The sequence below is a fragment of the Kitasatospora sp. NPDC057692 genome (genome assembly GCF_042799475.1).
In the GTDB taxonomy this organism is placed as follows: domain Bacteria; phylum Actinomycetota; class Actinomycetes; order Streptomycetales; family Streptomycetaceae; genus Kitasatospora.
This window is the reverse complement of sequence record NZ_JBHVIV010000006.1, coordinates 41,949-63,261: the sequence shown is the minus strand read 5'-3', so window position 1 is coordinate 63,261 and position 21,313 is coordinate 41,949. Positions and strand designations below refer to the sequence as shown.

Below are 21,313 nucleotides of genomic sequence, written 5' to 3'. Positions count from 1 at the left end.
CCCGCCGGTCCCGGTCAGCGGTGCCCGGCGGGCGATGGCGACCGGGTCCGTGGTTTCACTCGAACGAGTTATCGAATATCTCTGGCGTGTTGACGCCTCGTCACGCCACCATGGGATCCGGCCCGGTGCTCACTCCGGTCCCGTCAGCCCCAGCTCCCGCCCGACACCCGCGAACACCCCGTACATCTCGGCCCCGAACAGCACGAACCGCACCTCCTCCGGTCCGCTCCCCGGCTCCGCCGTCACCGCCGCGACGGTGCCGAGCGCGATCCTGGCCGCATCCGCCGGCGGCCACCCGAAGATCCCGGCCGACACGGCCGGGAAGGCCACCGTGCGCGCACCCAGCTCCGCCGCCACCCGGAGCGACTCGCGATAGCAGGAGGCCAGCAGCTCCGCCCGCCCCTCGTACTCGTCCGCCAGGTAGACCGGCCCCACGGTGTGCACCACCCAGCGGGCCGGCAGGTCGCCGGCCGTGGTCGCCACCGCCCGCCCGGTGGGCAGCCCCCGCCCGTACCGCGAGGCCCGCAGCCCGCGGCACTCGTCCAGGATCCCCGGCCCGCCCCGGCGGTGGATCGCCCCGTCCACACCACCGCCGCCCAGCAGGGAGGAATTGGCCGCGTTCACGACGACGTCCACCTGCTGCGCCGTGATGTCACCCTCGACCAGGGTGATGCGCGTCACCATCACAGAACTCCTCTTCCCGCCCGCCCCGACACCCGTCGGCACGGGCCTCCGCTCGTACTCCCAGCACCCATCCAACACACCGCCACCGGCGTGGCGATAGCCACAACGGCGCCGGTCGGTCAGAGAAATCCCCGGAGATCACGTTATGGTCGCGAGAAGTTCCCCGACGCAGGGTGCCAAGCGGGCACTGCGGACGGACGCCGGCCGTTACGCATGCGGGGAAAGGGAGGATCAGCCGATGCCCGCAACGGGAGACGGGCGGGCACCTGCTGCCGCGGACCCGCCGGGCGCCCAGCACGGCGCCCGCTCCGGGGGCCCCCTCGAACGGTCCGTCCCCGAACGGTCCGCCTCCGACCGCTCCCCCGCGGCGACCCGGCAGTCGGCCGGCCCTGCCACGGCGGCCGCGCCGATACCCCACCCCCGCTCGGACGCCGCCCCCGCGGCCCCCGCGACCGCTCCCCCCGCCACCGCCCCGCTCAAGCTGCTGGTGATCGAGGACGACGCCAGCGACGCCCAGTTGCTCAAGGCCGCCGTCGCCGACAGCGGCGCCCCGATCGAGATCCACTGGACCCGCGGCCTCGACCAGGCCTTCGCCCTGCTCGCCCCCGGCACCCGGCGCGGCCGCCCGCGCGGTTCCGACCTCGGCCGCGGCGACTTCAGCTGCGTCCTGCTCGACCTCGCCGCCCCCGCCGACCTGCCGCACCCCTCCGACCCCTCGGACGGGCTGGAGGGCCTGCACGAACTGCTCCGCCGGGCCCCGCACACCGCCGTCGTGGTCCTCACCGACGCCGCCGGAGCCGAACTCGGCGCGGCCGCCGTGGCCGCCGGCGCCCAGGACTTCCTGGTCAAGAACGAGACCGACGGCCCGCTGCTGGCCCGCGCCCTGCGCTACGCCGTCGAGCGCAAGCGCGCCGACGAGTCGCAGCGCCGGCTCGTCGAGGCCGAGCTGCGCGGCCAGGAGAACGCCCGCCTCCAGCGCCATCTGCTGCCCACCCCGCTGCTCGACGGCGCGAACCTCTCCTTCACCCGCCGCTACCGCCCCGGCCGCCGCCGCGCCCTGCTCGGCGGCGACTTCTACGACGCGGTCCGCACCGAGGACGGCACCGTCCACGTGGTGATCGGCGACGTCTGCGGCCACGGGCCCGACGAGGCGGCCCTCGGCGTGGCGCTGCGGATAGCGTGGCGGACCCTGGTCTTCGCCGGCCTCACCGGCGAGACCCTGCTGACCACCCTCCAGCACGTGCTGGAACACGAACGGCGCAGCGACGAGATCTTCGCGACGCTCTGCATGCTGAGCATCGAGCCCAACGACGCCGAGGCCCCCGGAGCCGCCGAACGGGCCCGGCTCCACCTCGCCGGCCACCCGCCGCCGCTGCTGCTCGGCGAGGACCACACCCCGCTCGGCCTGCCCGCCGAGCACGCCGGCCCCGCGCTCGGCCTGCTCCCCTGCGACGACGGCCAGGCCGTCTGGCCGGCCCACCGGTTCGAGCTGCGCCCCGGCTGGCGGCTGCTGCTCTACACCGACGGGCTGATCGAGGGCCGGATCGGCGCCGGCTCCCGCCGCCTCGGCCAGGACGGCCTGGCCGACCTCATCGGCGACCACCAGTCCGCCGGGCTCACCCGGGGCCGACTGGTCGACAGCGCGATCGCCGAGGTCGAGGAGCTGAACGGCGGCGCCCTGACGGACGACGTCGCGGTGCTGCTGCTGGAGCGCAACCCGGTGCAGCTGATCCTCGGCTGACTCCGGTGCCGGACGCACCGCGCCCCGGCGTCCGGGCGGTGGATCCGCCGGACGCCGGGGCGCGGTGCTCCCGCCGTCACCAGGGCCCGTACGGCCCCATGTTGCGCTGGTCGCCCCGGCCGCCGCCCCGGTTGGTCAGCGCCCGGATCGCCGGGCGGACGTCGACCACGTAGACGATCGCGGCGACCAGGCCCGCCAGGGTGAGGAAGCTGGTCATGAAGTTCGCGCCGAACAGCAGGTCCAGCCCGAAGGCGATGCCGAGGATCGCGAGCCAGAAGCCCTTGGTCTTCTTGTCGGCCGCCCGGTAGGCGTCCTCGGGGCGGGTGGCGGCGTCGATCAGGGCGAACAGCTTGTAGCCCAGGATGGCGACGGCCAGCCACCAGAACGGATTCAGGTAGTCCAGGATCAGGATCTGGGCCACTCCGCCCATCACGGCCTCCTCGTCTCGCTGCGGCACCCCGTCGGTCCATCCTGGCACGACGGGGCGTCCGCGAAGGGGTCAACGACCCGGCGGCGCCCGATGCGCCCCGGGGCTCCGCGGCCCTACTGCGCGGTCTTGCGGGAGCGGCCGCGCTTCGGGGCGACGGGCGCCTCGTCCTCGACCAGCTCGCCCTCCACGAGTTCGCCCTCGGCCGCCGACGCGTCGACCCGCTCGGCGACGGCCTCGTCCGCACCGGCCTCGGCCTCGCGCCCGCGCTCGACCGCCACCTTGCCGCGCTCGGCGAGCCCGTCGTAGGTCTCCTTGGCCCTCACCGCCAGTTCGACGGCGCGGCCGACCTGCTGGAGCGCGAAGGTCTGCGCCTTCTCCTGCAGGACCTTGAGGTCGGTCGGCAGCGCGGTGACCGTGCCGGTGACCTTGGACTGCGCCTCGACCAGCCGGGCCTGGGCCTCGGCCAGCCGGGCGGTGGCCTTCTCCTGGGCGCCCCTGCGGTCGGCCGCGAGCGCCTCGACCCGGCCCGGCACCTCCCGCAGCTTCTCGTAGGCGAGGTCCCCGGCGCCGGCGATGGCGTACAGCGGGGTCGGGTCGGTCAGGGTCTTCTTGATCTCGTCCGTGATCGGCACGGCCGGTCCTCCCGTGGTGTCTAGGGTGCCTTGCCCTCGTGCTCGTCCGCGCTCCCGTCCGCACCCTCGTCCGCGCCGGACGGCCTCCCGGCGGCGTTCTCCTTGAGGAAGGCGTCGTAGACCGCGAGCAGCGCCTGCTTCTGCTGCTCGTTGATCAGCGGATCGGCCAGGATCGAGGCCCGCAGTTCCAGGCCCTCACCGCGCCGCTCCTCCAGGATCCCGGCCTGGACGTAGAGCGTCTCCGCCGAGATCCGCAGCGCCTTGGCGATCTGCTGCAGGATCTCCGCGCTCGGCTTGCGCAACCCTCGCTCGATCTGGCTGAGGTAGGGGTTGGACACGCCGGCGGCCTCCGCCAGCTGACGCAGCGAGTACTGCGCACTGCGCCGCTGTTCGCGGATGTACTCGCCCAGCGAGCCGACGTTCAGGGAGGCCATGGGGCCACCCTGCCCCACCCTGCTTGCTTTTGCAAGCGCGGCGCTAGCACCAGCAAACGACCCGGTCCGCCGGACCGGCCGGGGCGCGTCAGGCCGGGAGGCGGACCGGCATGAGCACGGAGAAGGTGCCGGGGCGGTCGGGGGTGCGGATGGCGAGGGGGGCGACCGGGCCGCCGAGTTCGAGGACGAGCTGGCCCGCGGCGCCCGCCGCCAGGGCCTCCAGGAGGAAGTCCCGGTTGACCGCCACCCGGAGGGCGTCCGGTCCCGGCGCGCCGGCGTCGGGGTCGGCGACGGTGAGGCGGCCGGCCTCGTCGACGGCCAGGACGGTGACCTCGCAGTCGGCGCCGTCCGGGCCGGACGGGAGGCTGCGGGTCGGGGCGGACGCGACCGCCTCGCGCAGGTCGGCGGCGGGCAGGCCGACCCGGTGGACCGGGTCCAGCCGGACCAGCGCGCGGTAGTCGGGGTAGTCGTGGTCGAGCGCGGCGCCCTCGATCCGGTGGCCGTCCACCGCGACGCGCACCGCCGGGCCGCCGAGCACCAGTTCCACCGGCCCGGCGGCGGGGCCGAGCAGCGCCCGGACGGCGTCGGCCAGGGCGGCCGGCACGATCGCGGCGGCGGAGGCCCCGGAGGCGTCGGACGCATCGGGAGCCTCGGGGGCGTCGACGGGGATCTCGGCGAGGGCCATCCGGTAGCGGTCGGTGGCGACCAGCCGCAGCAGTCCGCCGTCCAGGTCGAACAGCACACCGGACAGGACCGGCAGCTCCGGGTCGCCGCCGACCGCGAAGCGGACGGCGTCCAGGGCCCCGGCCAGCGCGCGGGCGGGGACGGTGAAGCGGTGCTCTTCGGGGGTGGCGGTCATCGGGTTCTCCCTCTCGTCGATCAGCCGTCGGATCAGGGAGAGCTCCCGGCGCGCGTCGGCGAGGCCGTCCTCCAGTCGGCGCAGGTGGGCGTCGAGCACCCGTCGCCCCTCGCCGCTGCCGGGGGCCGCGCCGAGCACGGCCCGGATGCCGGCCAGTGGCAGGCCCACCCGGCGCAGCCGGGCCAGCAGCCGGGCGTCCGCGAGCTGCTCGGGCGCGTACCAGCGGTAGCCGGTGCGCGGGTCCACCCGGGCGGGGGCGAGCACGTCGGCGCCGTCGTAGAAACGCAGGGCGCTCACGCTCAGACCGCTGTCGCGGGCCAGCTCTCCGATGCTGCGCAGGTCGCTCTCCATGCGGGGACTCTGGGGCCTCGACCAGGTCGAGGGTCAAACCGGGCGGCCCGACCGGATCCGACCCTACCGACAGGCCCCCGACCAGCATGGTTGAACTTTGAACGAAACCGGTCTACAGTGGAGCCAACAAGTTGAAGCCTAAACAACTGGCTTCGAACCCGAGGAGGAGCCATGGGCCTGTTCAACCGCACCAAGAACAACGTCGCCACCGCGACCACCACCACCGTCGCCGTCACCGAGGGCCCGGACCTCGGCCACCTCTCGGGCGACTGGACCATCGACGCCACGCACAGCGAGATCGGCTTCTCGGTCCGCCACGCGATGGTCACCAACGTCAAGGGCCGCTTCACCGAGTACGACGGCAAGCTGCACCTCGACGGCACCACCCCGACCAACTCCAGCGCCGAGCTGGTCATCAAGGTCGGCAGCGTCGACACCAACCAGGCCCAGCGCGACGAGCACCTGCGCACCAGCGACTTCTTCGCCGCCGAGACCTTCCCCGAGATCCGCTTCAGCAGCACCTCCGCCGAGCGCGTGCGCGACGACTCCTACCGGATGAGCGGCACCCTGACCATCAAGGACGTCACCCGCCCGATCGTCCTGGACCTCGACTTCACCGGTGCGGCCGTCGACGCCTACGGCGTGGACCGGGTCGGCTTCGAGGGCAAGGCCGTCCTGGACCGCACCGACTGGGGCCTGACCTACAACGCGGCCCTGGAGACCGGCGGCGTGCTGATCGGCGAGAAGGTGAAGCTCACCTTCGACATCTCCGCCGTGAAGGCGGCCTGACCCGGCCGACTGCGGCCCCGGGCCCGGTGGGCCCGCCCCGACCGCGGGCGCGCGTGGCGCTCCTGACGACCGCGCGCCCGCACCCGACTCCACCCCTGCCGACCCCCGAGCGGCAGGGGTGGAGTCGTCTTCGGATCGAACAACCTTCCGGCGCCCGGCGATTCCGCGATCCGGGCAGGTTCGCACACCACCTTCGCCGGGGCCGCGGCCGCGCCGCACGCCCGGAAGGCGGGCCGCTCAGGGCGCCAGCAGCGCGGCGTCCGGGGCCGGGAGCCAGCTGTCCGCCGGGCGGCGCAACCACGCCTCGCGCGCGCCGAGTTCGGCGGCCGCGGACAGTAGCGCGGCCAGCCCGGGATGCTTCAGGTCCGGGCGGTGCACCAGGCTCACCAGGCTGAGCGGCACCGGCTCGGCCAGCGGCACGTTCACCGCGCCCGGCAGCACCGGGCCGCCGGCGGTGGTCAGCATCGGATCGCCGTGCCGGGCGAGGTAGCGGGCGGTCTCGCCCACCCCCACCGGCGGGACCCGCGGCGGCGCCGGCACCAGGCCGTGCTCGCGCAGCAGCCGCAGGCCGAGGTCGGCCCACTCGCTGGTGGCCGGGTTGCCCGCGCAGACGTCCACCGGATGGCCGGCCAGGTCGGCCATCCGCAGGACCGGCCGCCCCGCGAGCGGATGGCCGGCCGCCATCATCACCGACACCGGCTCGAACCGGACCGGCCGCTGGGCGAGTTGGGCGCGCACCCCGGGGGCCAGGCCGGCGAAGCGGCCGAACGAGACGTCCAGCCGGTGGGCGAGCAGTTCACCGGCGGCGGCCGCCAGACCGCCGTGGAAGCGGGCCAGGAGTTCGCCCTCCGGCCAGGCGGCGCGGGCCCGCTGGAGCAGCCGGTGGCTGGTGAGGTCCGGTCCGGTGACGTCGCTGTTGAGGTCCAGCAGCAGCGCGCGGTGCGCGGTGCCGGCCAGGATCTCGTCGTGCAGCGCCAGCAGCCGGCGCGCCTTGGGCAGCAACCCGTGCCCGGCCGCGGTGAGTTCGACGCTGCGCGTGGTGCGGGTGAACAGCGCGTCGCCGAGCAGCCGCTCCAGCGTCCGGACGTCCCGGCTGAGCGCCTGCTGGGCCACGTGCAGGCGCTCGGCGGCCTGTCCGAAGTGCAGCGTCTCGGCGGTCGCGACAAAGCCGCGGAGCAGACGGGGGTGCAGGTCACGGGGCATGGCGGCAGGCTAGCAACGGCCCGGGACCGGGCGGCCCCGGGCCGTTGACAACGTGCTGTTGTCAATGCGGCCGAACAGGTGTTGGACCGCTCCCCGTCGGCGGCCCGAGGCTGAGGGGCCCCCTCCCCTCGCCCGACGGAGTCCCGTGCTCGCCCCCTACCGACGCCTGTTCGCCCGCCCCGGCACCGCCGCCTTCACCCTGGCCGGGCTGCTCGGCCGGCTCTCGATGTCGATGACCGGCGTCTCCCTGGTGGTGCTGCTCGCCGAACGGCGCGGCTCGTACGCGCTGGCGGGCACCGTCGGGGCGGTCGGCCTGATCACCGGGGCGATCGGCATGCCGCTGATCGGCCGGCTGGTCGACCGCTTCGGGCAGGCACGGGTCACCGTCCCGGCGGTGCTCTACAACGTGCTGCCGCTCTCCGCGCTGCTGCTCTGCGTCCGCACCGGGGCGCCCGACTGGACGCTCCACGTCTGCTGGGCGGCCGGGGCGGCGGCGCCGAACCTCGGCGGCATGGCCCGCGCCCGCTGGGCGCACCTGCTCCGGGAGGAGCCGGACGAGCTGCACCTCGCCAACTCCCTGGAGCAGGTGCTGGACGAACTCTGCTTCATGACCGGGCCGGTGCTCGGCATGGTGCTGTGCACCGCGGTCGCGCCGGAGGCCGGTCTGCTCACCGCCGGCGGGCTCGGCGCGGCCGGCGCGCTGCTCTTCGCGGCCCAGCGCCGCACCGAGCCGCCGCTCGCCGACCACCCGCTCCCCGGCCGGCCCACCGCCGGACGGCACGGTCCGCCGCTGCGGGTGCCGGGACTGCGGGTGCTGACGCTGGCCTTCCTCAGCACCGGCATGGTCTTCGGCGCACTCGACCTGACCACGGTCGCCTACGCGGACGCGCTGGGGCACCGGCCGGTCGCGGGCGGACTGCTGGCCCTGGTGGCGGCCGGCTCCTGCGTGGCCGGGCTGGTCTTCGGGACGCTGCGGCCGAGCGGGCCGGCGGGCGCCCGCTTCCTGCGGGGCGTCGCGGCGATGGCGGGGCTGCTGCTCCTGCCGCTGGCCGCCGGGCTGGGCGGCGCGGGGCTCGCACTGCTCGGGGCGGCGCTGTTCGCGGCCGGGACGGGGACCGCGCCGACCATGGTCACCGGGATGACGCTGCTCCAGGAGCTGCTGCCGCGGCGGCGGTTGAACGAGGGCATGGCGATCGCGGTGTCCGGCATCCTGGTCGGGATCTCGGCCGGTTCGGCGCTGGCCGGCGCGGTCGCCGAGCACGCGGGGCCGGGCGCGGGCTACTGGATCCCGGCGGGGGCGGCGGCGCTCGCCCTGCTGATCGCCCTCGCCGGCCGCCGCCACCTGGCCGTTCCGGCGGAAGATCCCGAACGCCCTGTCGGTGCGGCGCGCTAGCGTTCGGGCATGACACCCGCGAACACCATCAGCTACGTCCGCGGCGACGCCACGGCACCCCTGGGCAAGGGGGTGAAAGTCGTCGCGCACGTCTGCAACGACCTCGGCGGCTGGGGGAAGGGGTTCGTGCTGGCGGTCTCCCGCCGCTGGCCGGAGCCGGAGGCGGCGTACCGGCGGTGGCACCGGGAGCGGGCGGGGAACGACTTCGGGCTCGGCGCCGTGCAGCTGGTGCGGGTCGGACCGTACCTCTGGGTGGCCAACATGGTCGGCCAGCGGGGCATCCGCACGGGCCGCTCCTCCGGGCCGCCGGTGCGGTACGGGGCGATCGACGCCGCGCTGGCGACGCTGGGCGGGCACGCGCTCGACCTGGGCGCGTCCGTGCACATGCCGCGGATCGGGTGCGGGCTGGCGGGCGGGCGCTGGACGTCGGTGGAGCCGCTGGTGACGGCCCGGCTGAGCGACCGGGGGGTACCGGTGACCGTCTACGACCAGTGACGGGCGAGGTCGGAGGCCGGCCAGGTGTACTCGTACTCCGGCAGCGTGTGGCCGCCCGGGAAGACGCCCTCGCGCGCGGCGGTGCGGTGGGCGCCCTCGCGTTCGTAGAAGGCGATCGCCCGGGTGTTGGCCTGCAGCACCTCCAGGTAGAGGTCGGTCCGGGGGTGGCGGCGGGCCGTGTGGGCGCGGGCGGCGTCCAGGAGCTCCCGGCCGATGCCGCCGCCGGTCAGCCCGGGGCGGACGTGCAGGTTGTCGAGCAGGATCCGGCCGTCCCCGTCCGGGACGAGGTAGGCGAACCCGACGACCTCACCGCTCCGTTCGGCGATCAGCAGCTCGGGGGTGTTCTCTGGGCCGCCGTACTCGGCGGCCAGCCGCAGCTCCCAGATCTCGCGCCGCTGGGCGGCCAGCCCGTCGCCGAGCGCGTCGTCGGGGACGATCCCGGCGTACGCGGTGCGCCAGCTGGCGGCGTGCAGTTCGGCGACGGCCTCGGTGTCCCGGGGGCCGCCCGGGCGGATCACAGTGCTCACGGGTCCAGCATCGCATCCCCACTTGAACGCGTTCAAGTGATGACCTAGAGTCAACCCATGCCTTTGAACGTGTTCGAAAAATACGGACGGGCGGAGTCGGTACCGGATGCGGAGGGGTCGTCCGGTGCCGCACGCACCGACACCGCCTGGGACTGACCCGATCGGGCTAGGCTCGGGGCCGTGGACGACCTGGCAGCCAACGGCACGAGCGCGGCGAACGACAGCACCGGCACGAACGGGGGCGCCGCGGGCCCCGCCGAGACGCGCGGCAGCCGCGCGCAGCCGAAGACCGACAAGAGCGAGCAGACCCGGGCCCTGATCCTGGAGACCGCGATGCGGCTGTTCCAGGAGCGCGGCTACGAGAAGACCACCATGCGCGCCATCGCCACCGAGGCGGGCGTCTCGGTCGGCAACGCCTACTACTACTTCTCGGCCAAGGAGTTCCTGATCCAGGGCTTCTACGACCGGATGACGCACGACCACGCGGCGGACGCCAGGAACCGCATGGCGCACACCCGGGACTTCGCCGAGCGCCTGGAGATCGCCCTGGTCTCCTGGCTCGACACGGCGGCCCCGTACCACGAGTTCGCCGCGCAGTTCTTCCGCACGGCCGCCGACCCGAGCAGCTCGCTGAGCCCGTTCTCCAACGAGTCCCACCCGGCCCGGGCGACGGCCGTCGAGCTGTTCCGCGAGGTGCTCCAGGGCTCCGACCTGGCGCCCAAGCTGGACGCCGAACTGGTCGAGCTGCTGCCCGACGTGCTCTGGCTGCACCTGATGGTCGTGGTGCTCTACTGGGTCTTCGACCGCACCGAGGACACCGAGCGGACCCGGGAGTTCGTCCGCCGGTCGACCCCCATGGCGGCCCGGGTGATCAACCTCTCGCGCTACCGGGTGTTCCGGCCGATCGTCCGCGACGCCAAGGGCCTCATCCAGGACTTCATCCTGCCCACCATCGGCAAGACCGCCGTGAAGTAGCGGACACCCCCGGCCGCGCGGGCCGGGGGTGGGCGCCGGTCAGAAGCCGTCGATGTTCCAGGACAGCAGCGGCGTGCGCAGCAGCAGGTCCGCGGCCGCCACCGCGCCCGGGCGCAGCTCGGTGACCAGGCCCGCGACCGCGAGCCGGGGCAGCGTCTCGCCGGCCAGGTAGAGCGCGCCGAGCGCCGAGGCGTCCAGCGCCAGGTCGGCCTCGTCGGTGGTCCGCACGCACCGGCCGGTGCCGTCCGCGGCGACCTCGATCGCCCAGCGGCCGGCGGCGTAGCCGTCCCGGTCCTCGACGTCCAGCACCACGCGGCCGGGCGCCCCGTAGGTCCGGGCGTTGAAGGCGGCCTCGACGTCCAGCACCCGCAGCCACATGAAGTCGGCGTTCTCGGCGTGCGGGGTGGCGGCCCGCGGCTCGTTCAGCAGCATCGGCAGCGGGTCGTCCGGGCCGACGTTCTCGACCACGGCCTTGCGCACCCAGTCGACCGAGAAGAGGTAGCGCCACAGCTCGACGGCGGTGGGCCGGTCGAGGGCGAAGAAGTCGAGGACGGTGAGCGTGCAGTTCGGGTAGGAGCCGTCCCAGGTGTCGTCGACCTTGTAGACGGCCTGGCCGGTGGGGTTGCCCTCGGCGTCCCGGTGGATGACGGCGAAGGGCTCCTTCCAGTCGAAGCCCGGGACCTCGATCTCACCGGTGTGGCGCTGCCAGGTGAGCTCGTCGCGGTCGATCACGCCGGGCTGGGTGACCCGCCAGCGGTCGAACAGCTCGGGGCCGACCTTGCGCAGCTCCTCCATGGTGACCAGGTCGATCCGCCCGCCGGGCACGGTGGGCAGGCCGGCCCGCAGACCGCCGGCACGGAGCAGGTCGATGTTCCAGCCGTGGCCGCGGGTGGCGGGACCGAAGCCGTACCGGCCGTAGATGTTGTACTCGGCGGCGATCAGGATGGCGACGGCGGCGCCGCGCTCCCGGGCCGCCGCGAGGTCCCCGGTCATCATCCGACGGAGCAGGCCGCGCCGCCGGTGGGTGGCGGTCACGGTGACGGCGGTGATCGCGTCGGCCTTCACCACGGCGCCGCCGGGGACGGTCAGTTCGGCGTCGAAGCTGCGGAAGGTGGCGACGATCCGGTCGTTGTCGAACGCCCCGATCATCCGGCCCGGCTCCCACTGGCGGCGGCGGAACTCCGTCGCCCGGCCCACGTGCGAGCGCAGGAAGCCGAGGGCGAGCGCCCGGTCCCACGCCTCGACCTCGTCCACGCCGACGGCGCGGATCTCGATCGCGTCGACGCCGTCGCCCTGCTCCTTCACGCGGCCGCTGCCCGGATCACGGGGGCCGTCAGTCGTTTCGTTGCCCATTCGCTCACCGTACGGCGGGATTTCGGCGAGGGCATCCGATTTATTCCGGGTGCGGGAAGCGGCCTCGGCCCCCCGTTGTCCGCCCACGGCGAAGACCGCCCCGCGCCGGTCAGCGCCCGCGCTAGCGTCCGGTCCCATGACGACGGTCACCACACGCACGGTCACCTACCCGGCCGACGGACTGACGATGATCGGACACCTCGCGCTCCCCGCCGGCACCGGCCGCCGGCCCGCGGTCCTGCTCGGCCCCGAGGGTCCGGGCCTGAACGACGTCCAGCGCCGGCGGGCCGACGCCCTCGCCGAACTCGGCTACGTGGCACTGGCCTTCGACCTCCACGGCGGACGCTGGTTCACCGACCCCCAGGAGATGCTCGCGCGGGTGATGCCGCTGCTCGCCGACTTCGACCGGATGCGGGACATCGGCCACGCGGCACTCGACGTGCTGCGCGCCGAACCGCGGACCGACCCCGACCGGATCGCCGCCGTCGGCTACGGCACCGGCGGCGCCATCGCGCTCGAACTCGGCCGCGCCGGGGTCGACCTGCGGGCGATCGGCACGGTCAACGGACTGACCACGGGACGGCCCGGCGAGGCGGCGCGCATCCGCTGCCCGGTGTGGGCCGGGGTCGGCTCGGAGGACCCGATCATGCCGCCCGCCCAACGGGAGGCGTTCACCGCCGAGATGCAGGCCGCGGGCGTCGACTGGCGCCTGGTGGTCTACGGCGGGGCGCTGCACGCCTTCCACCACCCGCCGGTCGACCAGGCCGTGCTCCCCGGCGTCGGCCACCACCCGCGGCACGCGGAGCGGGCCTGGCGCGACGTCCTCGGCCTGCTCGCGGAATGCCTGCCGGTGGCGGCCGGGTGAGCCTCCGGCGCCCGGACCGGGCCGCGGGGCCTCGCCGCCCGTGGCCGGTCCCGGATCCTCGGTGCCTCCCCGCGCGGTCGAGGGCGCGGTCGCGATCGGGCGGCTTGCCCGGGTCGGCCGAGTGCACCAGGCTGATTCCCGGGCACGAGGACCACCCGCGCGCCCGGGTCGCGCACCGACGGGTCTCCCGCGCCGCGCGGGCCCCCGCGGCGGACACCCACGCACGGAAGGCCGGGCCATGCGGAAACTGATCTACGGCATGAACCTGACCCTGGACGGCTACATCGCCGCGGCCGGTGACGACATCGGCTGGAGCGGACCGCCGAGCCCCGAGCTGTTCCAGTGGTGGCTCGACCACGAGCGGGCGGGCGGCCTGTCGCTGTACGGGCGCAAGCTGTGGGAGACGATGAGCTCCTACTGGCCGACCGGCGACCGGCGGCCCGACGCCACTCCGGCGGAGATCGAGTTCGCGCGGAACTGGCGGGACACGCCGAAGGTGGTGTTCTCCTCGACGATCGACCGGGTCGACTGGAACACCCGGCTGGTCACCGGCGACGCGGTCGCCGAGATCACCCGGCTCAAGGCCGGGGACGGCGACCCGATGCACATCGGCGGCGCGACGCTCGCCGGGGCGGCCATGCGCGCCGGGCTGATCGACGAGTACGTGATCGCCACCCATCCGGTCCTGGTGGGCGGCGGCACTCCGTTCTTCACCGCGCTGGACGGCTGGGTCGGCCTGGACCTGGTGGAGGCGCGGACGCTTCCCGGCGGCGTGGTCCTGACCCGGTACGGGACGAGGCGCTGAGCGGCGCCCCGCCGCCCCGCGGCCGGCCGTCGCCCGTGAGGTGCGGCCGCGGGGTCCGGGGCCCCGCACGAGGTCGGGGCCGGGGCCGGCGTCAGGGCCGGGCGAAGAAGTCCGGGGTGCCCATGATCCAGAGGCTGGCCTGCTTGATCGGCATGCCGGCCCGGGGGGCCTCGATCATCTGGTCGTCGCCGATGTAGAGGCCGACGTGGTGGATGTCGGCGGCCCGGCCGGTGGTGCTCCAGAAGACCAGGTCGCCGGGACGGAGCTGGCGGTAGCCGACCGGGGTGGACTGGGCGTACTGGTCGGCGGCGAAGTGGTTGAGCCGCTTGCCGCCCTCGCGCCACGCCATCATGGTCAGCCCGGAGCAGTCGTAGCCGCCCGGGCCCTCGCCGCCCCACACGTAGGGCAGGCCGATCCGGGTGCGGGCGAAGGCGATGGCGGCCGCCGCCCCCTCGGCCGACCAGGAGCGCGGCGGCGGGGGTGCGGCGGCGGAGCCGGCCGGCGGGGGCGTCCGCGCGGCATCGGCGGCCGCTTTCTCGGCGGCGGCCTTCTCGGCGGCTTCGGAGGCCGCCCGTTCGGCGGCGGCCCTGGCCTCGGCCTCCCGGGCGGCCTGCTCCGCCGCGGCCTGTTCGGCGGCGGCCCGCTCCGCGGCCTCGCGCTCGGCGGCGGCCTTCTCGGCGGCCGCGCGGGCGGCGGCCTCGGCCTCCCGGGCGGCGATCGCCTCCAGCGCCTCGCGCCGCTGCCGCTCCAGCTCGACGGTGGTGTTCCGGGCGGCGGCCAGCTCGGCGAGCAGCTGCTCGCGCCGCAGGCCGGTGGCCGCGACCTGGTACCGCTGGTCCGCCAGCCGGGCCTCGGCGCCGGCCCGGGCGGCACCGACCGCGGCGGCGGCGCGTTCGGCGGCCCCGGTCGCGGTGCGCGCGGCGGCGGAGGCCCGGGCCGCCCCGGCGGCCGTGGAGACCGCCGCGTCGAGGATCTGCCGGGTGCGGTCGCTGGCGACCCCGATCACCGCGGCCCGGTCCCCGGCCTCGCGCGGGCCGTGCGCGCCGAGCAGCGCGTTGATCGCGGAGAGTTCGGCGCCGGCGCCCTGCCGGTACGTCTCGGCGGCCAGGGCGGCGGCCTCCTCGGCGGCCTCGGACCGCTCGGTCTCGGCGACGGCCGCCCGGGTGACGGCGGCGGTCTCCTCGGTACGGGCCCGGCTGAGGGCGAGCTGGGCGCCGTTGTAGGCCTCGACGGCCTGTTCGGCGGTCCGGGCGGCCCGGTCGACCTCGGCCTCGGCCTCGGTGAGCGCGGCCTCGATGGCGGTGACGGTACCGGCCCGGCGGTCGGCCTCGGCCCGGGCCCGGTCGATCTCCTCGGCGGAGGGGAAGGCCTGCTCCCCCGGTCCGGCGGGGGCCCCGGACGGACCGGGGGCCGACGACGGACCGGGCGGCCCGGCGGGGGCGGACGGCCCGGGCTCCGCCGGGGCGGCGGCCGCGGCGGGGAGCAGTCCGATCAGGGCGGTGAGGGACAACAGGAGGGTCGGCAGGAGCCTGCGCGCCACGGTTCACCCCTTCGAACGGTCACGAGGGAGTGGAGCGGCCGCACGCGCGCACCGCCGCAGGACCGGGGTGACGACGGCACCGGCCGGTGCCCGCCGCCGCCGGTGACCCGGCGGCCCAGCGAAGCCTCCCATTCCGTGACAAGACGGTCACTGACCGCCATGTTCTCAAGCCGGACCGCTTTCCCCCCTCAAGCCCGCGCCGCCGACCGGGTGTCGATCCGATGATCGGACCGCACCTGGAGCGGACGGCCTCCGGGCGGTCAGGCCTCCGGAGCGGCCGGGCTAGCGGCTCATCCTGCGGGTGCGCGGCCGCAGCCAGCGATGCCGTCCCTCCCGGGGCGCCTGGCCGGCCGACCCGACGGCGTACGTCCGGCTGCGCCCGGCGCGGACCGCCCGCCGCCGCTGCTGGGAGCGGCCGTGCCGCCCCGCCCGGTCGGCCGGCCCGTCGTACCCACCCGGGCCGCCGGCCGCGGCGACACCGCGGTGGCTCCCCGACGGGTGCTCCACGGCAGCACCCGCCGCCGAGCGGCGGTCGGCCAGCCGGGCGGACCGCCGGGCCAGCGCCCGGGCGGCGTGCGCGTCCAGGTGGGCGGTGGCCCGGGCGGCCATCCGCTCGGCCACCCGGTGGGCGGCCGGATGGTTCGCCGGGACCTTGTCGGGCGCCCCGGCGATCAGGTCGAAGAGCCAGGTCCGGGCCCGGTCCGCGCGCCGGTGCAGACGGCGCTCGCGCCGGAGCGCCCGGGCCCGCAGGCGCGGGCTCGCGGCGTACCGCCAGCGTGCCCAGGGGCTGCTCGGGCGGGCCAGCCGGATCGCGCCGACCCAGGAGAGGCCTGGCACCATGATGCCGAGCAGCCCGGTCCACACCTTGCCCTTGAGCAGGGTGACGATCATCGCCAGCGCGTTCACCGAGATGACGGTGACCAGCCCCCACCTGGTCTCCCCGGTGGGCTCGGCGCCGAGCGGGACGTACCCGACGAGCAGCAGGCCGGTGAAGAGGATGCCGAAGATCACCGCGTCCACCGACTTGCGGCCCTGCTCGCTCCAGTAGACGTCGTCCAGGTGCAGGATCAGCGCGAACTCGTCCAGCACCAGGCCGCAGCCGATGCCGAAGAGCAGCCCGAAGACGTCGATCCACGGGTGCCCGCCGTAGGTCGCGAACACCCCGATGCCGCCGGCCAGCAGGAAGCCCAGCCCGAAGACCATGTGGTGGATGTGCAGCCCGCCGGGCGTCACGTTGCCGGGCCACCAGCGCACCTGGGCCCTGATCATCCGCACGCTGAACCGGATGAAGACGAAGGAGGTGATGAACCCGACCAGCAGCAGGAACAGCGGTTGCTTGTGCGCGGCGACGATGTGGTCGCGGTAGCCGTCCAGCAGTGTGGTCATGCGTCTTACCTTCGTTCCTGGTACTGCGTGCGGTCTGCCGCGACATGGCCCGGGGGCCAACGGCCGGCGTCAGAAGCCGCGGGTGCGCTTGGCGGCCCGGCGGGGGATCACTGGGGCGAGCGAGGGGCGCTCGACCCCGACCGGGAGCTTCATGAAGAGCCGGGCGATCTCGCCGCCTAGGTTCACGCCGATGGCCAGCGCCATGGCGATCGCGGCGGCCCGGGTGATCTGGACCAGGCCCCCGCTGGGGTGGCCCTGGGCGAACGAGAGCATCCCGAGGTAGAGCGCCGAACCCGGCATCAGCGGCCCGATCGCGGCGGTGACGTACGGCAGCGCGGACCCGTTGCGGTAGCGCGCCATCAGCTGGCCGAAGAGGCCGACCAGTCCGGCCGCCACGCCGGTCGCGACGATCGGCGAGATCCCGGCGTTGTAGGCCAGCACGCCGTAGCTGGCCCAGCCGATGCCGCTGTTGAGGGTGACCAGGGCCAGCGAGCGGCGGTCGGTCTGCAGCAGCATCGCGAAGGCGAGGGTCAGCACCATCGCCGCCGCCATCTGGACCGGCGGGTAGTTGTTGCCGACCAGCGACTCGTCCGGCCGCAGCTTCGCCTCGAAGCCGACGCCCAGGTAGAGGATCAGCATCACGCCGATGACGATGCCCGCCACCAGGTAGATCACCTCCAGCAGCCGGGCCGCGGCGGTGATGTAGAAGCCGGTCAGGCCGTCCTGCACGGCGGCGACCAGGGCGCGTCCGGGCAGCAGCGCGAACAGTCCACCCGTGATCACCACGGAGCCGCGCAGGCCCAGGTCGTTGAAGGAGAGCACGATGCCGGAGGCCGCGGCCGGCATCGCGGCCAGCACGAACTGGTAGAACTCCGGCAGCCCGCGGCGGGCGATCAGCGAGGCCAGCCGGTCGCCCAGGACGGCGGCGACGAAGGCGCTGAGGAAGACCAGCCAGGCCTTGTCGTCGATCTTCCCGCCGACCAGGAAGGTCGCCGCACCGGCCAGCAGGCCGGTGTTCAGCGCGAGCAGCCAGGCCGCGTACGGGTGCCGGTTGCGGCGGATCACCGCGAGCCGGCGGTAGGCGTCGTTGACGCTGACCTGCTCGGCGGTGATGTCCGCGACCAGCTCGTACACCGCGTTCAGCCGGGTGTAGTCGGAGGTCCGGCGGCGCACCACCCGGTCGGCGGTGATCGGCGGCTCGACCAGCGAGGGCTGGTGCGAGATGCCGATCAGGGTGAAGGTGACCTGCGGTTCGCAGCGGTCCAGCCGGTAGGCGTGCGCGATGCCGAGCATGGCCGCCTCGACGTCCTCGGCGGCCTCGCCGCTGGCCAGCAGCAGCTCGCCGATGCGCAGGGTGAGGTCGAGGATGCGCGGCACGTTGCGGGCGGCGGCGGCCGCGGGGTGCAGCTCGCGGGCGGTCCGCTCGAAGGCGGGGCGCTCGGACATCGGGGTGCGCAGCAGGGTGCGCATCCGGTCCGGCCAGGGCGCCTCGCCGGGAGCGCCGGGGCTCAGGGCGCCGAGCGGGATGCCGGTCGGCGGGGTGTAGCCGGCGGCCCGCCACTCCTCGGGGGTGAGGGTGTCCTCGGCCACCGGGCGGCGTCGGTACACCGGGGCGAGCGGCTCGCCGGCGGCCTCCCGCGGCCCGGCGGGCGCCGACGGCTCCGGGGTCCCGGCCGGGGCGGCCGGCTCGGGCTCCGGGGCCAGCAGGCCCTTGGTCTCGGGGACGGGCGGGGCGAGCGGGATCTCCACGGTCGGCTCGGTGACCGGGGCGGGGTGCCCGAGCAGCCCCTCGGTGGGCGGCGCCTCGGAGGGGTGGAGCGGCTGCGCACCGGCGGCCGGGCGGGCCTGCCGCTGCGGACGGCCGCCCCGGCCGCCCCTGGCCCTCTTGCCGCCGCCCGGTCGGCCCCGCTTCGGCACTTCTTCCGCTCCTTGCCGCCCCTGGCGGTGCCGGTCCCCCGGGCCGCCGTTCGATCTCCGGATACACCTTGCCTGATCGAACTGCCGGACGCACATGTACGCGGCGGCGGGCGCGGGCGCCCCCGGACGCCTACCCGGCGCGGTGGCGGCCGCCGGCGGCCGGGGTCGCGGCGGCGTCGGCCCGGACGGCGCCGGCCTCGGCGGAAGCGCTCCCGGCCGGGGCGGCCCGGCCGGAGCGGCGCGCGCGGAGCAGTTCGACGGCCACCGGGATCACCGAGACCAGCACGATGCCGATCAGGATCGCCTCGATGTTGTCCCGGACGAACGGGATCTGCCCGAGGAAGTATCCGAGCACCGTGACGCCGGCGCCCCACAGCACGCCGCCGACCACGTTGAAGAGGACGAAGACCCGGTAGTTCATCCTGCTCACCCCGGCGACGATCGGGGTGAAGGTGCGGACGATCGGCACGAAGCGGGCCAGCACGATCGCCTTCGGCCCGTGCCGGTCGAAGAAGGCCGCCGCCTTCTCCACGTTCTCCTGCTTGAACAGCCGGGAGTCGGGGCGCCGGAACAGGCTCGGACCGACCTTCCGTCCGAACAGGTAGCCGACCTGGTCGCCGGCCACCGCCGCGAGCACGATCAGCGCGCAGACCAGCCAGAGCGGCTGGTCCAGGTAGGTGCCGCCGGCCACCAGCAGGCCGGTGGTGAAGAGGAGCGAGTCACCGGGGAGGAAGAAGCCGATCAGCAGGCCGGACTCGGCGAACACGATGGCGAGGATGCCGATCAGCCCGAAGGTGGAGATCAGGTGGGTCGGATCGAGCCAGGACGGGCCGAGGGCGAGGCTGGTCACGGGGCGGACTCCTGAGGGCCTGAAGGATAGGTCGACTCTTGGCAATGAAACAGTAAAGCATTCACCAAGGGCGCATCGAACGGCCCTGCTACGGGCCGCAGTCCGACCATCATCCGGATAACACCATCGGGCGAATCCCCCTCCCTTCGGTGGAGTTCCTCCGGGACCCCGGTGAATCCTGGGCGGGCGGCGCCGGGCCACGGCGCCGCGGAGCGGCCACTCCGGCAGCCGCCGCCCTTTCGCACTCCACCCCCGGGGAGACCACCGTGTCCCGTATCCGCGCAGCCGCCGCCGTCACCGTCCTCGGAGCCTTCCTGCTCGCGGGCGCCGGCGCCGCCCGCGCCGACGACACCGCCGGCGCGGACCACCAGTCCAACAGCGGCGTGGTGAGCAACACCGGCTCCGGCAACGTCGTCGGCAACGTGCTCGGCAACCTCGCCGGCGCTCAGCAGACCGCCCTCGGCTCCGGCGCCGGCAACCAGGGCAACACCCTCGCCGCGGCCGGGAACACCGGCAGCATCGGCGTCCTGCAGGGCAACGGCGAGCTCCCCGTCCCGGCCGCCCCGGCCGCCCCGCAGCGCGGACGCTGAGCGGCGCGCCGGACCCGGCCGACCTCGTCGGCCGGGTCAGCGGGGGTCCGACTGAGGGAGGCCCAGCACCACCCGGCCGAGCCGCAGCAGCCCGTCGCCGAGATCCGGTCGTCCGTCGCGCGGACCGTTCCGCACCCCGTCGTCGACCAGCGAGAACAGCGCGTGCACCCGGATCCGGGCGGCCGTCGTGTCCTCCTCCGGCCGCATCCGCAGGAGCAGGTCGACCCAGACGCGCAGGAACTCCCGCCGGAAGTCCACCGCGGCCCGGCGGTCCGGCGGCTCCAGCCGCTCCGTCTCACTCAGCGTCAGCCCGAGGTGGCCGCCGTCGCGCAGGGCGAAGGCCACGTACGCGGCCAGGCCCGCCGCCAGCGCCCGTTCCGGCCCGCCCGGGGTCCCGGTGATCGCGCCGCCGACCTCGCGCCGGAGCCGTTCCCGGCCGCGCGCCAGGACCGCCGCCAGCAGGCGGGCCTTGCTGTCGAAGTGCCGGTAGACACTGGGCCCGGAGATCCCCACGGCGGCGCCGAGGCGGTCGGTGCCGACGTTCTCGAAACCCTCCCGGTGGAACAGCCGCACGGCCGCGGCCAGCAGGTCCTCCCGGCGGGACGGTCCGCCCGGCGCGGGGCCGGGGTCGGGCGCGGGCACGAAAGCGGGGCCGAGGCGGGGGCCGGCGCCGTCGAGGCGGACGGCGAGCAGCGCCGTGAGCAGCTCGCGGAGCAGCCGCTCGGCCCGGCGCGGCGGCGGGGCGGCGGAGAGGCGGGAGAGCCCGGCACCCGCCGAGAGCGCCGACCGGCAGAGCAACTCGGCGTCCGCGGCGGTGAGTCCGGGGCGTTCGGCGCGCAGCACGGCCGCCATCCGGCGGACGACGGCGCGCAGTTCTCGGCGCAGGGCCGCCCGCCGCGCCGGTGGCAGCAGCCGGGCGTCGCGCTGCACCAGGGTGCCCAGGGGGCGGTGGGCGACCGCGACGGCGGCCAGCGCGGCGGCGAGTCCGGCCGTCGAGCCGGCGGCGCGCACGCCGTCCGCCAGCGCGTCCAGGCCCACCCGGACGGTGCGGTCGAGCAGTTCGGCCTTGCTCCGGAAGTGCCGGTAGAGCGCGGGCGCGGTGATGCCGACGCCGGCGGCGACCTCCGCCATCGAGACCCGGTGGTAGCCGCCGCGGTGGAAGCGTTCGGCGGCCACGGCCAGGATCCTCGCCCGCCGGACCGCCGCGGGCGGCCGCCGCACCACCATGACGCCAGCCCCTCCCCGTACCGGCTCCGCCCCCTCGCCCCGCCGGGCAGCCGGACAGCCGGACAGCCGTTCGAAGGCCGCCCGGCAGGCTAGCAGGCGTTCACTTGAGGGCCCGTCGGACCGGCCGCAGGGCCGCTCGCAGCAGCACGGACGCCGCTCCCCCGACCCTGGACAGCCGAAGCTACCGGGGATTAACTTGTGGGGCGATCGGCGGGGCCGTCCGGGCCCGCCACGCCGGACTCCGCCGAACGCCGGGCAGCACCGAAC

General features: G+C 75.4%; 21 protein-coding genes. 8 read left to right on the top strand and 13 right to left on the bottom strand.

Translation table 11 applies throughout. From position 1 onward, the window contains the following. Positions 1-129 precede the first annotated feature (129 nt). Positions 130-681 (bottom strand): O-acetyl-ADP-ribose deacetylase, encoded by a 552-nt coding sequence (locus ACFVFS_RS05380; RefSeq protein WP_380620663.1) that lies wholly within the window; start codon positions 679-681, stop codon positions 130-132. A 241-nt stretch (positions 682-922) separates the two neighbouring features. Here ACFVFS_RS05380 and ACFVFS_RS05375 point away from each other — a divergent pair, with 241 nt between their 5' ends. Next, complete coding sequence (locus tag ACFVFS_RS05375) at positions 923-2,425, top strand: PP2C family protein-serine/threonine phosphatase (protein ID WP_380620405.1); 1,503 nt, start codon at positions 923-925, stop codon at positions 2,423-2,425. A gap of 76 nt (positions 2,426-2,501) precedes the next feature. Here the strand turns inward: ACFVFS_RS05375 and ACFVFS_RS05370 are convergent, their stop codons facing one another. The 4 genes from ACFVFS_RS05370 to ACFVFS_RS05355 form a co-directional block, all read right to left on the bottom strand. After that, a complete protein-coding gene (locus ACFVFS_RS05370) occupies positions 2,502-2,855 on the bottom strand; it encodes a DUF2516 family protein (RefSeq protein WP_380620661.1) in 354 nt (117 codons plus the stop codon). A gap of 113 nt (positions 2,856-2,968) precedes the next feature. Beyond that, entirely contained in the window at positions 2,969-3,487 is a 519-nt protein-coding gene (locus ACFVFS_RS05365) for a hypothetical protein (protein WP_380620403.1), read from the bottom strand. Positions 3,488-3,507: 20 nt separating this feature from the next. Further along, entirely contained in the window at positions 3,508-3,921 is a 414-nt protein-coding gene (locus tag ACFVFS_RS05360) for a helix-turn-helix domain-containing protein (protein ID WP_380620401.1), read from the bottom strand. An 88-nt stretch (positions 3,922-4,009) separates the two neighbouring features. Continuing rightward, positions 4,010-5,131: a MerR family transcriptional regulator gene (locus ACFVFS_RS05355; RefSeq protein WP_380620399.1), complete on the bottom strand. Its 1,122-nt coding sequence runs from the start codon at positions 5,129-5,131 to the stop codon at positions 4,010-4,012. Positions 5,132-5,302: 171 nt separating this feature from the next. On the opposite strand from ACFVFS_RS05355, the gene ACFVFS_RS05350 reads away from it, so the two are divergent. Next, on the top strand, positions 5,303-5,920 hold the full coding sequence (locus tag ACFVFS_RS05350) for a YceI family protein (protein ID WP_380620397.1): 618 nt from the start codon (positions 5,303-5,305) through the stop codon (positions 5,918-5,920). Between the two features lie 237 nt (positions 5,921-6,157). Here ACFVFS_RS05350 and ACFVFS_RS05345 read toward each other — a convergent pair whose 3' ends face one another. Beyond that, on the bottom strand, positions 6,158-7,123 hold the full coding sequence (locus ACFVFS_RS05345; RefSeq protein WP_380620395.1) for a LysR family transcriptional regulator: 966 nt from the start codon (positions 7,121-7,123) through the stop codon (positions 6,158-6,160). A gap of 145 nt (positions 7,124-7,268) precedes the next feature. Between ACFVFS_RS05345 and ACFVFS_RS05340 the strand changes: the two genes are divergently transcribed. Both ACFVFS_RS05340 and ACFVFS_RS05335 read left to right on the top strand, forming a co-directional pair. Next, entirely contained in the window at positions 7,269-8,516 is a 1,248-nt protein-coding gene (locus ACFVFS_RS05340; protein ID WP_380620393.1) for an MFS transporter, read from the top strand. Between the two features lie 9 nt (positions 8,517-8,525). After that, a complete protein-coding gene (locus ACFVFS_RS05335; RefSeq protein WP_380620391.1) occupies positions 8,526-9,011 on the top strand; it encodes a macro domain-containing protein in 486 nt (161 codons plus the stop codon). Here the strand turns inward: ACFVFS_RS05335 and ACFVFS_RS05330 are convergent. Continuing rightward, positions 8,999-9,538: a GNAT family N-acetyltransferase gene (locus tag ACFVFS_RS05330; RefSeq protein WP_380620389.1), complete on the bottom strand. Its 540-nt coding sequence runs from the start codon at positions 9,536-9,538 to the stop codon at positions 8,999-9,001. The genes ACFVFS_RS05335 and ACFVFS_RS05330 overlap by 13 nt on opposite strands. Positions 9,539-9,718: 180 nt before the next feature. Between ACFVFS_RS05330 and ACFVFS_RS05325 the strand changes: the two genes are divergently transcribed. Then, complete coding sequence (locus ACFVFS_RS05325) at positions 9,719-10,513, top strand: TetR family transcriptional regulator (protein WP_380620387.1); 795 nt, start codon at positions 9,719-9,721, stop codon at positions 10,511-10,513. A gap of 39 nt (positions 10,514-10,552) precedes the next feature. Here ACFVFS_RS05325 and ACFVFS_RS05320 read toward each other — a convergent pair whose 3' ends face one another. Next, positions 10,553-11,866 (bottom strand): GNAT family N-acetyltransferase, encoded by a 1,314-nt coding sequence (locus ACFVFS_RS05320; RefSeq protein WP_380620385.1) that lies wholly within the window; start codon positions 11,864-11,866, stop codon positions 10,553-10,555. Positions 11,867-12,002: 136 nt separating this feature from the next. On the opposite strand from ACFVFS_RS05320, the gene ACFVFS_RS05315 reads away from it, so the two are divergent. Both ACFVFS_RS05315 and ACFVFS_RS05310 read left to right on the top strand, forming a co-directional pair. Beyond that, on the top strand, positions 12,003-12,731 hold the full coding sequence (locus ACFVFS_RS05315) for a dienelactone hydrolase family protein (protein WP_380620383.1): 729 nt from the start codon (positions 12,003-12,005) through the stop codon (positions 12,729-12,731). A 238-nt stretch (positions 12,732-12,969) separates the two neighbouring features. Next, entirely contained in the window at positions 12,970-13,536 is a 567-nt protein-coding gene (locus tag ACFVFS_RS05310; RefSeq protein ID WP_380620381.1) for a dihydrofolate reductase family protein, read from the top strand. Between the two features lie 91 nt (positions 13,537-13,627). On the opposite strand, the gene ACFVFS_RS05305 is transcribed toward ACFVFS_RS05310, so the two are convergent. The 4 genes from ACFVFS_RS05305 to ACFVFS_RS05290 form a co-directional block, all read right to left on the bottom strand. Beyond that, positions 13,628-15,076, bottom strand: a complete 1,449-nt coding sequence (locus ACFVFS_RS05305) for a C40 family peptidase (protein WP_380620379.1) — start codon at positions 15,074-15,076, stop codon at positions 13,628-13,630. Positions 15,077-15,358: 282 nt separating this feature from the next. After that, a complete protein-coding gene (locus ACFVFS_RS05300; RefSeq protein WP_380620377.1) occupies positions 15,359-16,462 on the bottom strand; it encodes a hypothetical protein in 1,104 nt (367 codons plus the stop codon). Between the two features lie 69 nt (positions 16,463-16,531). Then, complete coding sequence (locus tag ACFVFS_RS05295; protein WP_380620375.1) at positions 16,532-18,379, bottom strand: threonine/serine exporter family protein; 1,848 nt, start codon at positions 18,377-18,379, stop codon at positions 16,532-16,534. Between the two features lie 130 nt (positions 18,380-18,509). Continuing rightward, on the bottom strand, positions 18,510-19,229 hold the full coding sequence (locus ACFVFS_RS05290; RefSeq protein ID WP_380620373.1) for a DedA family protein: 720 nt from the start codon (positions 19,227-19,229) through the stop codon (positions 18,510-18,512). 266 nt (positions 19,230-19,495) lie between these two features. On the opposite strand from ACFVFS_RS05290, the gene ACFVFS_RS05285 reads away from it, so the two are divergent. Then, the gene (locus tag ACFVFS_RS05285) at positions 19,496-19,819 is read left to right on the top strand and encodes a hypothetical protein (protein WP_380620371.1); all 324 of its coding nucleotides are present in this window, start codon (positions 19,496-19,498) and stop codon (positions 19,817-19,819) included. 36 nt (positions 19,820-19,855) lie between these two features. Here ACFVFS_RS05285 and ACFVFS_RS05280 read toward each other — a convergent pair whose 3' ends face one another. Next, positions 19,856-20,995, bottom strand: coding sequence for a TetR/AcrR family transcriptional regulator (locus tag ACFVFS_RS05280; RefSeq protein WP_380620370.1), 1,140 nt, complete (start codon positions 20,993-20,995; stop codon positions 19,856-19,858). Positions 20,996-21,313: the final 318 nt, after the last annotated feature.